The sequence below is a fragment of the Pseudomonas putida genome, assembly GCF_016406145.1.
Taxonomy (GTDB): Bacteria; Pseudomonadota; Gammaproteobacteria; order Pseudomonadales; family Pseudomonadaceae; genus Aquipseudomonas; species Aquipseudomonas putida_E.
On record NZ_CP066306.1, the window covers coordinates 2,861,324 to 2,874,292 of the forward strand.

General features: G+C 62.4%; 13 protein-coding genes. 4 read left to right on the top strand and 9 right to left on the bottom strand.

The features are described 5' to 3' along the window. Positions 1–22: 22 nt before the first annotated feature. On the bottom strand, positions 23–943 hold the full coding sequence (locus tag JET17_RS13080) for a bestrophin family protein (RefSeq protein WP_012314431.1): 921 nt from the start codon (positions 941–943) through the stop codon (positions 23–25). A gap of 169 nt (positions 944–1,112) precedes the next feature. On the opposite strand from JET17_RS13080, the gene JET17_RS13085 reads away from it, so the two are divergent. Continuing rightward, positions 1,113–3,182, top strand: a complete 2,070-nt coding sequence (locus JET17_RS13085; RefSeq protein ID WP_012314432.1) for a hybrid sensor histidine kinase/response regulator — start codon at positions 1,113–1,115, stop codon at positions 3,180–3,182. Positions 3,183–3,213: 31 nt separating this feature from the next. Here JET17_RS13085 and JET17_RS13090 read toward each other — a convergent pair whose 3' ends face one another. The 4 genes from JET17_RS13090 to JET17_RS13105 are packed head-to-tail and all read right to left on the bottom strand — an operon-like array spanning position 3,214 to position 6,659. Next, positions 3,214–3,768 carry a PqiC family protein gene (locus JET17_RS13090; protein ID WP_042111459.1) on the bottom strand — a complete coding sequence of 185 codons (555 nt, stop codon included), beginning with the start codon at positions 3,766–3,768 and terminating at the stop codon, positions 3,214–3,216. A 17-nt stretch (positions 3,769–3,785) separates the two neighbouring features. Continuing rightward, positions 3,786–5,441 carry an intermembrane transport protein PqiB gene (locus JET17_RS13095; protein ID WP_012314434.1) on the bottom strand — a complete coding sequence of 552 codons (1,656 nt, stop codon included), beginning with the start codon at positions 5,439–5,441 and terminating at the stop codon, positions 3,786–3,788. Continuing rightward, complete coding sequence (locus JET17_RS13100; RefSeq protein ID WP_012314435.1) at positions 5,422–6,066, bottom strand: paraquat-inducible protein A; 645 nt, start codon at positions 6,064–6,066, stop codon at positions 5,422–5,424. The genes JET17_RS13095 and JET17_RS13100 overlap by 20 nt, the downstream gene beginning before the upstream one ends. Next, the gene (locus tag JET17_RS13105) at positions 6,063–6,659 is read right to left on the bottom strand and encodes a paraquat-inducible protein A (RefSeq protein WP_042111461.1); all 597 of its coding nucleotides are present in this window, start codon (positions 6,657–6,659) and stop codon (positions 6,063–6,065) included. The genes JET17_RS13100 and JET17_RS13105 overlap by 4 nt, the downstream gene beginning before the upstream one ends. A 230-nt stretch (positions 6,660–6,889) precedes the next feature. Between JET17_RS13105 and JET17_RS13110 the strand changes: the two genes are divergently transcribed. The 3 genes from JET17_RS13110 (at position 6,890) to JET17_RS13120 (ending at position 8,826) form a co-directional block, all read left to right on the top strand. Beyond that, complete coding sequence (locus JET17_RS13110) at positions 6,890–7,567, top strand: DUF3313 domain-containing protein (RefSeq protein WP_012314437.1); 678 nt, start codon at positions 6,890–6,892, stop codon at positions 7,565–7,567. 125 nt (positions 7,568–7,692) lie between these two features. Beyond that, the gene (locus tag JET17_RS13115) at positions 7,693–8,115 is read left to right on the top strand and encodes a hypothetical protein (protein WP_012314438.1); all 423 of its coding nucleotides are present in this window, start codon (positions 7,693–7,695) and stop codon (positions 8,113–8,115) included. Positions 8,116–8,208: 93 nt separating this feature from the next. Beyond that, a complete protein-coding gene (locus tag JET17_RS13120) occupies positions 8,209–8,826 on the top strand; it encodes a dTMP kinase (protein ID WP_012314439.1) in 618 nt (205 codons plus the stop codon). A 13-nt stretch (positions 8,827–8,839) separates the two neighbouring features. Here JET17_RS13120 and JET17_RS13125 read toward each other — a convergent pair whose 3' ends face one another. From JET17_RS13125 to JET17_RS13140, 4 genes are all read right to left on the bottom strand, one after another. Then, positions 8,840–9,784, bottom strand: coding sequence for a PDR/VanB family oxidoreductase (locus JET17_RS13125; protein ID WP_012314440.1), 945 nt, complete (start codon positions 9,782–9,784; stop codon positions 8,840–8,842). Continuing rightward, complete coding sequence (locus JET17_RS13130) at positions 9,781–11,211, bottom strand: amidohydrolase family protein (protein ID WP_012314441.1); 1,431 nt, start codon at positions 11,209–11,211, stop codon at positions 9,781–9,783. Before JET17_RS13130 ends, JET17_RS13125 begins: the two co-directional genes overlap by 4 nt. Positions 11,212–11,227: 16 nt before the next feature. Then, positions 11,228–11,956: an ABC transporter permease gene (locus JET17_RS13135; RefSeq protein WP_190273336.1), complete on the bottom strand. Its 729-nt coding sequence runs from the start codon at positions 11,954–11,956 to the stop codon at positions 11,228–11,230. 111 nt (positions 11,957–12,067) lie between these two features. Beyond that, complete coding sequence (locus tag JET17_RS13140) at positions 12,068–12,922, bottom strand: ABC transporter ATP-binding protein (protein ID WP_012314443.1); 855 nt, start codon at positions 12,920–12,922, stop codon at positions 12,068–12,070. Between the last annotated feature and the right edge of the window lie 47 nt (positions 12,923–12,969).

The window sequence follows — 12,969 nt, forward strand, 5'->3', positions numbered from 1 at the left end:
CTGCATGTTTCGATCAGCGCGGTCAAAGCCTCTTGAGCGCTGGCGTAAGCTCACCGCATACCGACAGCACCCCTCGTTCTGGCGAGTTGAACATCGACTTGAGGTTGCTTTCGATATTGCGGCAAAAGTCTTCGGTGCGGATGCGGTGCTGGCTGTTGCCGAAAGGCGCCTGAAGGTCCGTGCCGATGCGCTCCATGGCCAGCAGCATGCAGCCCACGACCGTCGACACCACCGGTGTGAACCAGCCCAGGGAGGGGACGAGGCTCAGCGGCATGATGATGCAGAACAGCGTGCCAAACAGCCTTGGGAAATACACATAAGGGTAGGGCAGCGGTGTATTGGCGATACGCTCCATGCCACCTTGCCAGTTTGAAAGGTCTACCAGCGTCGACTCGATGCGCGCCAGCCTGATGCTGTCCAGCCGGCCTTCGCTGAACTCGCGCGTGATCAGTTCTGCCGAACCGCTAAGAATGTCGTTGGGCAAATTGCTGGTTCCCGCCAGGCGGGCCCGCTCACTTTCAGTAAGCAACGAGGCCAGCGCTTCAGGGTTCTTGTCGCCGCCCAGGTGCATGCGCAAAGCATGCAGGTAAGCCACATGCCGCCGCATGAGTTGGGCTTTGACCGGGTTGAGGCCATGGGTATCGTCGATGAGCGTAAGCACTTGCCGGCCCAGGCTGCGGGAGCTATTGACCATCGACCCCCACAGTGTCCTGGCCTCCCACCAGCGATTGTACGCACTGGAGTTGCGAAAGCTGATGAGCACCACCAGCGCGGAGCACAAGAGCGTCAGGGGCATCAGGGGAAGCTCAAAGCCGTAGCCTGTGACCAGCATGGCATCAAGGGTAACGACCACGTCCCACAGCAATAACCAGAGCAGCGACCAGCCGACGTATGTCACCGTCCTGGCCAGGCATTTCCATTTCATATCCAGTGCATGGGTCATGGCAGAACTCCTTGTAAGCCCAAAAAGGCGGGGGAAAGCGCCTTTGCTGGGGACAGGTTAAGGTGCCAGACTTAATCGCAGCTTAATCTTGAGCCTAAGCATGGTGAGCCTTCCGGCGCTTGGCGCAGTTATGCGACCATGGCCGACAGTTGCCATTAAGAGACAGGTTATGGATCGCGAAAGTCCTGGCATTCACAGCCCTACTGGCGCATCTGCAGCGCAGAGCCAGGAACATGCGTTTCCAACCAATACTGCAGAGCGATTGCAGCTGGCGCTCGATGCTGGCGCGATCATCGGCACCTGGTTATGGGATATCCCCAATAATCAGGTCACAGCCGATGAACGCTTCTCCCGATCCTTCGGGCTGCCCGCCGACAGGTGCATGGCAGGCATCCCGATTGAAGAAGCGTTTGCCTCGATACACCCGCACGATCGTGAGCGTGTCTGGGCCGACATCCAGCAAGTGATGGGCCGCGGTGGTGCATTCAGGTGCGAATACCGGGTTAGACACGATGATGGCGACTATCGATGGGTCGAGGCCAATGGCCGTGCACAGCTCGACCCGCAAGGTGTGGCTGTGCGGTTCCCTGGCATACTCATGGATATCGAATCGCGCCGCTCGGCAGAGGCTGAGCGCGACAGGATGTCGGCCCTGCTGCGAACATTCACGGCAGCAGTGCCAGGGGTTGTCTATGCCAAGGACCTGGCAGGACGCATGCTGGTGGCCAATCATGGTGCCACGCGACTGATCGGCAAGCCGCCGGAGTTCTACCTGGGAAAGACCGATATCGAGTTCCTGGAGGACAAAGCCCAGGCTCGCCAGGTGATGGAAACAGATCAGCGCATCATGCACGGTGGTGTGGCCGAGCAGATCGAGGAGCGGGTCGACATGCCCGATGGCTCGGCGACTTACTGGCTTTCCATCAAGGCCCCGCTGTTGAGCGACACCGGAGAAGTCATGGGGCTGATCGGGTCCTCCATCGATGTAACGGCCCGCAAAACTGCGGAATCCAAGTTGCTTGAGCTTAACCGCACGCTGGAAGCTCGCATTGAGCAAGCCGTTGCCGAGCGTGAAGCGGCTCAGGCGGCGCTTCGTCAGTCACAGAAAATGGAAGCGGTCGGCCAGCTGACCGGGGGGATTGCCCACGACTTCAACAACCTGCTGGCGGGTATCACCGGCAGCCTGGACTTGATCAGGCTGCGCCTGAAGCAGGGGCATGTCGCGGACGTGGAGCGGTACTTGTCGGTGGCGCAGGGGGCGGCGCAGCGCGCTGCCTCGCTCACGCACAGGTTGCTGGCCTTCTCTCGTCGCCAGACGTTGCTGCCTGAGCATACTGACGTGAACACCTTGATCAGCGACATGGAAGAGCTGATTCGTCGGACGGTCGGCCCTTCGATCAACCTGCGGGTGCAGCTCGATGCGAAGGCCAGCACGTGCTTGGTCGATCCGGCGCAGGTCGAAAATGCGCTGCTCAATTTATGTATCAATAGCCGTGACGCCGGCGGCGCTGAGATATCTGTCAGTACGTTCAACCAGGCGCTGCAGCCAGGGCCGGGCCTGGATCCGGAGCTGCCCCCCGGAACGTATTTGACGGTTTGCGTGGCTGACAATGGCATCGGGATGAATGCCGAAACACTTAGCCGCGTATTCGAGCCCTTTTTCACGACAAAGCCGGTTGGCGCAGGCACCGGGCTGGGCTTGTCGATGATCTACGGGTTCGCCAAACAGTCAGGGGGGCAGGTGAAGATAGAATCGCAGGAGGGCGCAGGCACCCGCGTATACCTTCAGTTGCCCAGCCAAGCCGCCCGAGTTGACCGAGATGAGCCTTTGCGCACTCCGGTCAAGGCACCACCTGCGCTTTCCGGTGCGACGGTATTGGTGGTCGACGATGAGCCCTCGGTACGGATGTTTGTAAGCGAAACCCTGGGCAGCTGTGGTTACGTGGTGATTGAAGCTGCTGACAGCCTGGCGGGCCTGCAACTGCTGCGCTCGGATACCCGCATCGATCTGTTGGTGACGGATATAGGCCTGCCAGGTGGGATTGACGGCCGGCAGATGACGAAGACGGCGCGCCTTTGTAGGCCTGGGTTGCCGGTGTTGTTCATGACCGGGTATGCGCAGCCGCACGTCCTGGACGAGGCCCCGATGGAAGCGCATACGGCAGTGCTTACCAAACCGTTTTCACTTGAAGCGCTGACCCTGAACGTCAATGCGCTGCTTAGACACTCAAGCCGATAACTGTTGGACGATGCTATTGCAAGGCCGCTGATCAGCGCTCGACAGGGCAAGTGCTGTTCGTCGACGAAGCAGCCTGGCTGATCAGTGCCACCAGGCGCTTGACGTTGGCTTGCTGGGCGATCACCACGTCATCAATGCTGCTGCCGGCCGCCGTCTGCAGGGTGCTGCGGCAGCTCAGCTGGGTATTGGCGTCTCGTGCTCGCAAGCGCCATCGTGCGTCCAGCAGGGCATACTGCCCGGGCACCGAATCAAAGCGTTGCACATCCACCCGCAGTGACAGCTTTCGCGCAGGACGTGTATTGCTCAGCTGGTCGACCAGGGCGCTGCGCAACTCATCCACCAGGGTAGCGCCCCACCATTGGGTTTCCAGAATGGCCAGGCTGCTGTCGCCTTGACGGATGACCAGTTGGGGCCGGTCAACCTGCGGCGGTACGTTGACACCTTCGATGAGGATCTCGTCCGGGGCCGTGTGAAAGGAGGGTGCCGGCTGTGCCGGCGTCAGGGTATGGAACTGGATAGGGTCACTGCGGCAGGCGCCCAATGCCATCAGCGCGATCAGCAGGGTAATCCTTGGCAACGGGGTCATGCTCAACTCTCCTGTGGTCATTTGCGTGGCGGCCCTTGCAGGTCCATTGGCGCGGCGTTGTCGGGGCGGCCACGGATCAGCGACTCGGGGTTACGGCCCAGGTAGTCGGCAAGTTCGCGCAGCGAGCGCGACATGCGGCCGAGCTCGTCGAGGGTTTGCGTCAGTTGCTCCCGTTGCGGCGAATCTTCTGCCAGGGTCGAGTTGGCCGATTTGAGGGTAGTGCTGACTTCGGCCAAGGTGCTCTGTACCCCCGGCAATGTCTTGCCATTGAACTGTGTCAGGCTCTTGCGCAGCTCGACCAGGTTGGCGTCCAGGTTGCTGGCGATACGTTCCAGTGGCAGCCGGTTGACCTTGTCGACCATGGTCTGCAACTGCTCCTGCAGCAGCTCCAGGCTGCCTGGAACGGTAGGGATCATCACTGGTCGGGCAGTCGGGTCGAACGCCACTTTCTCAGCTTTGGGGAAGAAGTCCAGGGCAATGTACAGCTGGCCCGTTAGCAGGTTGCCACTGCGTGCCTGGGCTCGCAGACCGTTGTCGATGAACGTCCCCATCAGTTTGGCCGCGGACGCTTCGTCATTGGGATCGTGCTGCAGGGCCTTGAGCATCTTCTCGTGCGCCCGGCCCAGGCGCTGGGGGTAGATCACGATGCCGACATTGACCGGGAAACTGCGCTGTTTCTCATCGAAGTCCAGGTTGACCGACACGACACGGCCAATCTCCACGCCCAGAAACTCCACAGGCGCATCCACTTTCAGGCCGCGCATCGCCTGGTCGAAACGCAGTGCCAGGTACTGCGCCTTGCCGGCAGGCGGTGCCAGCGCACTGTTCTGGTCGGCGAACAGCTCGAAGCGCTGGTCTTCGCTGGCGACGGTGTCGTTGGGGTTGAAGTCCGGTGCACGGAAGGCGATGCCGCCGACCAGAATGGAAGACAGCGATTCGGTCTTGAGCGCGAAGCCATTGGCGCCGACCTCTACGTCAATGCCACTTGCGTTCCAGAAGCGGGTGTTGGCAGTCACGAAGGCATCGTTGGGCGCGTGGACGAAGACCTCTACATCAACCCCTTTGCCATCCTTGTCCAGGGCGTAGGCGACCACCTGGCCGACCGGGATCTTGCGGAAATACACCGGGGAGCCGATGTCCAGCGAGCCCAGGTCCTGTGTGTGCAGGGTGAAATGCTTGCCGGGCTCGCCGTAGGTGATGGGCGGGGGATTTTCAAGGCCGGTAAAGTGCTTTACACGGCTGTTCGACTGGCCGATATCGGCACCGATATAGTCGCCTGAGAGCAAGGTGTCTATGCCCGACACGCCACCTGCACCGATGCGTGGGCGGACCACCCAGAACTTGGAGTCCTCACGGGTGAAGCCCTCAGCCTCTTTATCGAGCTTGACGGTAGCATTGACGTTCTTCTGGTCACTGCTCAGGGCCACCTCGGTAACCTGGCCAATCACAACGTTGCGGTAGCGTACTTCGGTCTTGTTGGCCGCAAGCCCTGCGCCAGTCTTGAAGGTAAGGGTGATGGTCGGCCCTTCCTGCATGAGGTTATGCACCACCAGCGAGAGGCCGACCAGAACCGCCACGATTGGCACAACCCACACCAAAGAGAAGCTCAAACGCCGGGTCATGACGGGGGCCGGGCCTGGAACGGATGGGCTGTCATTGCTGGATGGGTTCATCCATGAGCTCCTTGTCAGGTGGCGTGTCCCAGATCAGGCGGGGGTCGAAACTCATCGCTGAAAGCATGGTGAACACCACCACCAGGCCAAAGAACAGAATGCCTGGGCGCGGCTCGATGTCGCCCAAGGCTTGGAACTTCACCAGCGCCGCAACCAGAGCGACTACCAGCACATCGAGCATCGACCAATAGCCGATCAGTTCAACGAAGCGGAAGAGCTTCGAGCGCTGCTGTTGCGCCCAGGTGCTGCCACGCTGGACTGTAATCAACAGCATCGTCAATGCCATGAACTTCACACCTGGCACGGCGATGCTGGCGATGAAGATGATCAGCGCGATGTCCCACGCGCCGTGCCCCCAGAACTCGATTACACCACTCATGATGGTGCTGTCGGCGCCGCTGCCAAGCATTGTGGTGTTCATCACCGGCAGCACGTTGGCCGGTATGTAGAAGGCCAGCGCAGCAAACAGGTAGGCCCAGGTGCGGCCCAGGGAGTTGGTCTTGCGCCGATGCAACGGGGCATCGCAGCGTGGGCACTGATGCGGTTCGTCGCGCATGTCGCAGGCCAGCCCGCAACTGTGGCAAAGGCACAGGTTGAGCTCGGTAGCGGTTGGCGGCCGGTTCATGGCACGTCCCACAGGTCGCGAATGTCACGCCCGGCAATGCGGATCATCAGCAGGCTCAGTGCGGCCAGTGCTAGCAGGCCGATACCCGGTAGCACATCAAGCATGCCGGCGAGCTTGAACACGGCCACCATCGCGCCCAGCAGGCATACTTCGAGCATGCTCCATGGGCGCAGCGTTTCCAGCCAGCGCATGCACAGTTTGAAGGCCGGTGAGCGGCGGGCGGTGAGGGCGTAACCCAGGACCCAGATGAGCAAAAGCAGTTGGAAAGCCGGGGCGATGATGATCGAGATGGCTGCGACCATCGCCATGAAGGTGATCGGCCCCTGGCTCAGTGCCAATACCGAATCCCACAACGTGGCGCTGTTCTTCAGCCCCTTCAGGCTGATGCTCATCACTGGGTAGAAGTTGGCGAACAGCCAAAGCACTGCCGCCGTGAGCGTGAGCGCCAGGCGTTGCTCCACTGTCAGGCCGTTGTGCCGCTGCAGCACACCGCCACAGCGTGAACATAAGGTCTTCTGATGCTTGGCGAGCAACGCTTTCTCATACACACAGTCGCAGTGCTCGCAGATGATCAATTGCTCTGGTGGGGGCATCATGACGCTCTGGTCAACTGGAAGTCAGGCCTTTGTGAATATAGAAGCGCTCCGCTATTAGGCAAATGCCCAGCGAACAATCGGTAAATCTGTCGGCCAGTTCATTCAGCTAGGTCTATAACTACCCTTGCTAGATTGCACTGCATCAGTGGTAGGAAGTGGCCACTGCCACGTTACATTTTCATGTCTGTCACAGCTTGCGCTCGCGCGGCGATACAGGAGTTTAGAGAATGAGATTAGCGTTTTTGGCAAGTACGCTGTGTATCGCTTCGCTTACGCTTGTGGGGTGTTCCAGCAACTTGACCCAGCCGGATGAATATTCCGGTTTTCTCAAGGACTACAGTCGCTTGAAGGAAGCGGAATCACCTACAGGCGCACCGGTGATGCGCTGGATCGATCCCCAGCTTGATATCAACAAGTACACCTCGTTCTATGTGGAACCTAGCCAGCTGTACCCCAAGCCGCAACCGACCGAAAAAATCCCACAGAGTACGCTGCAAGGCATCACCAACTACTACGACACGGCGCTTAAACGTGAACTGGGCAAATCATTGCCGCTGGCCACTTCACCTGGTCCGGGGACCATTGTCGTCCGGCCGGCCATCACCGGGGTAAGCAGCAAGACCAAGGGTTTGCGGCCTTACGAAGTGATTCCGATCGCCCTCGTGGCGGCGGGGGTCAGCGCCGCTACCGGTATTCGCGACCAGGATACGACCATTGCCACGGAGGTGGCGTTCATTGACGCGCAGACCAACAAGGTCATCGCTCAAGGGGTGCGCAAGGGGGCTGGGCAGCAACTGGACAACAGCAGCCAGGTCATGCAGGCCTCGGATGCCAAGAAAGTGCTGGACAGCTGGGCATCCGACGTCCATCAGTACTATATGCAGATGAAGGCCAAGGCCAAATAACCCGCTGCCTGCAACCTACAGGCTTGCACTGACACCGTCAGACGATGGCAGTACAGGCCTTGGGCTTGCCCGTGCGAATGTCGGGCTTGGCGCAGGGGCGTTGAGCCAATTTCGAGGCATTTATCATGCGCAGGCTGCCATTGCTGCTCATCATCACTGCAAGTGCTGGTTGTCAGGCACCCATGCCAGCGGCCAGCCCGCAGATGGCCTGGGTCGATTTTTCGATGCCCTTCCCCAATGACAGGGTGCTGATGGCTGAGCGCCTGGATAACCAGCGCCTGCGCGACGGCCGCTTTTTTCAGGTGAGCCCCGGCAGCCATGAGCTGATGGTCAGGTTCGACTATGAAGCGAACGGCGGTGGGGGCATGAGCATGATGGGGGGCACCACCGTACGCCAATGCTACCTGACCATCCATTATGCGGATTTCGAAGCAGGCCAGCGTTATGTGCTCGAGGCGCGGTCCATGGCGTTGACGCCTGAGGCGCGGCTGTACAATGCCCAGGGGCAGGTCGTGGCGCAGGTCAGCGAGTTCTATTGCCTGATGTGAGGGGCCTGCACGCTGTAGACTGTTCATCGATGTCTTTCATGAAGGATCCAGGATGTACCGTGCAAAACCCGCCTCCCGATCGTTGTTTGCAGCATGAGCCGTTCGCTTTTCGTTTCCATGGACGGGCCCAAGGGCACCGGCAAAACCACACTGTTGGAGGCTGTTACCCAGGCACTGCGTGCTGACGGCCTGAAAGTCATCCGTATTTGTGAGCGCAAGAGCGATCCCTTCAGGGCGCAAACCATGGCCCTGGTCAACCAGTTCGTCAGAAGCCCCAGCCCGGACCTTGAGCTGGCGGTTTGTGAGCGCTTTGCCCAGAGCCGTGCCTGGATATCCCAGCAGGTGCTGCCCAGACAACCGCCGGGCAGCATCATCCTGATCGACCGCTGGTACCCGTCGGAAGCCGCGTTTCGCCGGCTGATCCCGTTCCCTGAGATCTTGCGCCTGAACATCGCCAGTAATGTGCGTGTACCCGACCTGAGTGTGGGGGTCGTCACCGCCCCGGATATTTCATGGGCGAGGGCGACGGCACGCACGCGCGGGTTGAGCAGCACGGTGATGCACAGGTTCGAAGAGCATGTGGCCTGTACCCAGGCCTTCGAGCGAGCCGTCGCAGAGAACGGCTGGCTGTTGTGCCGCAATGAAGGGACGATCGAAGACGCTACGCTGCAGGTGGTTTCAGCGATTCAAGGCGTGCTTCGATGCCCTTAGAGCGTGCCTGCTTTCAGGCGTCCAGCACCAGGCGCGCACTGCGCGACGCCGAGACGCACGGCGTGATCCATTCGCCGCTGCTGCGTTGAACTTCTGTCAGGCACTCGTCACGGTGCTCTGGCTCGCCCTCGATAACCCGGCACATGCACGCACCGCAAATGCCCATCCCGCACGAGATGGGCAGGTCCACCCCGACCCGCGCAGCGGCCTGCAGCAGGCTTTCGCCGGCTTGCACCTGGACCTCACGCCCGCTGCGCTGCAACACCAGTGTGCAGCTGGAGTCGGCCTGGGCTGCAGGTTCGGCAGGCTTGAAGTGCTCGCGGTACAAGGCCGACGCTGGCCAGCCATGGGCGAAAGCGGCCTGCTCCACACTGTCCATGAACCCTGCGGGCCCACAGCAATACAGGCTGGCTTGGGGCTGCCAAACGGGCAAAAGCCCGCTCAAGGCTTGCTTGACCTGCGCGGCGCGCAAGCCGCTGAACACTTCGATCGGCAGGTTCTGGCGCTGGATCAGCGGCAGCTGTCGCGCGTCCTTGGTGAAATACAGCAGGCGCACCGCGCGCCCTTGCGCCAGGCATTGGCGGTACATCGGCAGCAGGGGCGTGATGCCGATCCCGGCCGCCAGCAATGTCACTGGGCCCGCCCCCGGTTGCAGGGCAAACAGGTTGCGCGGGGTGCCGACCTCGATCCGTGCGCCCAGACGCAGGTGCTCGTGCAACCACTGTGAACCGCCGCGCGAGGCAGGCTCACGCTTGATGCCCAGGTACAGATGGCCCTCTTCGGGCAGGCTGACCACGGAGTATTGGCGGACCAGGCCGTTGCCCAGGCGCAGGTCGACATGGGCGCCGGCCGCCCAGCTCAGCGGCAGCGGTGCGCCGCCCGGAGTGCCGAGTTCGACACCCAGCACGTCGTCAGCTTCCAGGCGCAAGGCGCGTACCTGCAACGAGGTCCAGCTCATGCGCGCACCCCCGCAGCCCGCTGCAGGCGCAGCACGGCCTCACGGGCTTGGCTACCCAGTTCGGCGAGGTCCAGGCCGGGGATCGTGTCGTTGTCCACGCTCAGGCGCCCACCTACCAACAAGGCGCACAAGGTCGGCCGGCCACCGCCCACGACGGGCGCAATTCCCGGGTCGTGCAAGCCGAAGTAGCGGGGCTGGTCCAGGCGGTAAACTGCCAGGTCCGCTGCCATGCCAACCTCCAGCGTGCCAAGCGCGTTCAGCCCCAGCACCTGCGCGCCACCGGCGGTTCCCCAACGCACCACGTCTTCCACGCTGGCGGCATGGGCGCCGCCTTCCAGCTCGCCGCCTGCATAGGCGGGCAAAGCCCGCTCGCCAGCCTTGGCCCGCTGCATCAGCCAGGCGGCGTGGGTTTCGCTGATCATGTCGCAGGCTTCGTTGGAGGCAGCGCCGTCCACACCGATCGAAATCGGCATGCCTGCCGCTTCCATGGCCAGGATATCGGCAATACCGCTGCCCAAGCGCCCGTTGCTCTGCGGGCAGTGGGCAATGCCGGTACCGGTAGCGCCCAGTAGCCGGATTTCCTCGGGGCTGAGCTTGACCAGATGGGCGAACCACACGTCTGCGCCGAGCCACTCGTGCTCCGCGCAGAACGTCACGGGTGACAGGTTGTAGCGGCGTTGCACCTCGTTCTGGTACTCCACCGTTTCGCTCAGGTGGCTGTGCAGGCGGATGCCCAGCTTGCGTGCGGCGCGGGCGGTTTCGCGCAGGTGCTCTGGCGGCATCGAGTAAGGCGGGCTGGTGGGCGCCATCACCACCCGGCGCCAGGCGTCGGGGGCTGGGTCGTGGTAACTGCGCACCAGCCGCCCAACGTCATCAAGGTACTGTTCGAGGGTTTCTGGGCCGGCACTGGCGGCGCCTTCGGCTTGGCGCACCTGGGTTGCGCCGCCCCGGCACAGCACGAAGCGCAGGCCCAGCCGTTCTGCCTCCTCGAACAGAATCTGCGCGCTGTCGAAGGCCATGCCTGGCAGGTACAGGTAATGGTGGTCGGCGACCGTGCTGCAACCGGAGCGGGCAAGCTCTACCAGGCCGATACGCGCGGCCAGGCGGAAACTGTGCTCATCGAACAGGCCACGGTAGCGATAGGGTACCGCGCCCAACCACGCCCCAAGGCTTTGATCGATGCCCGCCGGGATCCCCTTGAGCAGCGACTGGAACAGATGATGGTGGGTATTCACCCAGCCTGGGTAGACCACGCAGTCGGTGGCATCGAGCACCTGCTCACCCGCCAGCGGTTGCAGGGCACCGAGGGCAGCGATGCGCCCGTGGCTGATACGGATGTCCGGCCCGGCATGGCGGGCGGCTGCCCCGCGCAGGCCGGTGAGGATGGCACTGGCGTTGCGGATCAGCCAGCTGTCTGAATGCTTCATAAGGAGCTCCAAGGGCTTAACCCAGTTCACTTTCGTGCCAGTGGCGCAGGCTCAAGCGTGCCAGCAGGGCCATCAGGCTGAACAATGCGACGCCGGTCAGGGCGATCAGCACCAAGGCGGCGAACAGCCGCGGAATGTTGAGCTGAAAGCCCGCTTGCAGGATCTGGTACGCCAGCCCGGCGCCGGTGCCACCGGTGCCGGCCACGAACTCGGCCACCACGGCGCCGATCAATGCCAGGCCACTGGCGATCCGCAGGCCGGCGAAGAAGCACGGCAAGGCACTGGGAATACGCAGGCGCAGCAGCACCTGCCAGCGGCTTGCGCGATTGAGGCGGAACAGGTTGAGCAGCCCCGGGTTGACGCTGCGCAGGCCCAGCACGGTATTGGCGATGATCGGAAATACTGCGACCAGGGTGGCACAGATCACCAGCGCCAGGGTGGTGTCGCTGCACCAGATGATGATCAGCGGTGCAATCGCCACCACGGGCGTCACCTGCAGCAATATCGCGTAGGGGAACAGGCTGGCTTCCACCAGCCGGCTCTGCACGAACACGAATGCGGCCAAGGTGCCGATGACGACTGCGAGGGCAAATGAGAGGAAGGTGATCTTCAGGGTCATCCACAGCGCCCCGAGCAGCATCGGGCCGTCTGTGATAAGCGTGCGGCCAATGTCGGCCGGTGATGGCACCAGGTAAACCGGCACTTGCCAGGCAATGCAGGCCAGCTGCCAGAGGCCCAGCAGCACGGCGCCGACCAGCAGCGGCGAAGCGATGCGCAGCACCGTGGGGTTGTTTAGCCAGGGGGTAGAAGGTCGACTCATGTCAGGGCTCTCAGGTTGTGCTCTGAAGTTGGGCGCTCAAGCAGGTTCGCCGTTGGCCTGGGCCAGCAGCCGGGACAGGTGGGCGCACTGCGCGATGAAGGCCGGGGAGGTGCGGTAGGCCTCGTCCCGCTCCAGCGGGCCGTCGATGGGCACATCGGCGATCACCCGCCCGGGCCGGGCGCCCATCACCACCACCCGCGACGACAGGTACACCGCCTCGAAGATGCTGTGGGTGACGAATACCACGGTCAGGTCGCGCTGGGCCCAGAGCTGACGCAGGTCGCTGTCGAGCTTGTTGCGGGTGAACTCGTCCAGGGCGCCGAACGGCTCGTCCATCAGCAGCAGGTTGGGCTCGGTGGCCAGCGCCCGGGCGATCGATGCGCGCATCTGCATGCCGCCAGACAACTCGCGCGGGTAGGCCTGGCCGAACGCGCCCAAGCCAACCAGCTCCAGCGCAGCCTGTACCTTGGGCTGGCTGTGGGCTTTGGGCATGCCCACAAGGTCCAGCGGCAGGCGCACGTTGTCCTGCACCCTGGCCCAGGGCATCAAGGTCGCCTCCTGGAACACCATCGCCAGGCTGCGGCCAGCACCGCTGGCCAGTGGATCGCTGCCTGGGGCATCCTTGCCCCACCAGCGCACGTGGCCGGCCGAGGGCTGTTCGAGGCCGGCGAACATTTTCAACAAAGTGCTTTTGCCGCAGCCGGACGGGCCCAGCAACGACACGAACTCGCCGCGCTGGATCGCCAGCTTGACGCGGTGCAAGGCGACAGTGCCGTTGCTGTAGGTCTTCTCGACCTGGTTGGCGAACAGTGGCGTGTCGCTACCCAAGGCGTTGGCGTTGGGTGGTGCCTGCAGCTGGGCGCAGGTTTCGGACAGGGTCTGCATCAACATGGCGCTCTCCCCAAAGGTCATGAGCGGTTGCGTATGCCCCGGCACAC

Excerpts from the sequence above, each read along its gene's own strand:
- JET17_RS13080 (WP_012314431.1), bottom strand. The coding sequence starts at position 943 with ATGACCCATGCACTGGATATGAAATGGAAATGCCTGGCCAGGACGGTG.
- JET17_RS13085 (WP_012314432.1), top strand. The coding sequence starts at position 1,113 with ATGGATCGCGAAAGTCCTGGCATTCACAGCCCTACTGGCGCATCTGCA.
- JET17_RS13090 (WP_042111459.1), bottom strand. The coding sequence starts at position 3,768 with ATGACCCCGTTGCCAAGGATTACCCTGCTGATCGCGCTGATGGCATTG.
- JET17_RS13095 (WP_012314434.1), bottom strand. The coding sequence starts at position 5,441 with ATGAACCCATCCAGCAATGACAGCCCATCCGTTCCAGGCCCGGCCCCC.
- JET17_RS13100 (WP_012314435.1), bottom strand. The coding sequence starts at position 6,066 with ATGAACCGGCCGCCAACCGCTACCGAGCTCAACCTGTGCCTTTGCCAC.
- JET17_RS13105 (WP_042111461.1), bottom strand. The coding sequence starts at position 6,659 with ATGCCCCCACCAGAGCAATTGATCATCTGCGAGCACTGCGACTGTGTG.
- JET17_RS13110 (WP_012314437.1), top strand. The coding sequence starts at position 6,890 with ATGAGATTAGCGTTTTTGGCAAGTACGCTGTGTATCGCTTCGCTTACG.
- JET17_RS13115 (WP_012314438.1), top strand. The coding sequence starts at position 7,693 with ATGCGCAGGCTGCCATTGCTGCTCATCATCACTGCAAGTGCTGGTTGT.
- JET17_RS13120 (WP_012314439.1), top strand. The coding sequence starts at position 8,209 with ATGAGCCGTTCGCTTTTCGTTTCCATGGACGGGCCCAAGGGCACCGGC.
- JET17_RS13125 (WP_012314440.1), bottom strand. The coding sequence starts at position 9,784 with ATGAGCTGGACCTCGTTGCAGGTACGCGCCTTGCGCCTGGAAGCTGAC.
- JET17_RS13130 (WP_012314441.1), bottom strand. The coding sequence starts at position 11,211 with ATGAAGCATTCAGACAGCTGGCTGATCCGCAACGCCAGTGCCATCCTC.
- JET17_RS13140 (WP_012314443.1), bottom strand. The coding sequence starts at position 12,922 with ATGTTGATGCAGACCCTGTCCGAAACCTGCGCCCAGCTGCAGGCACCA.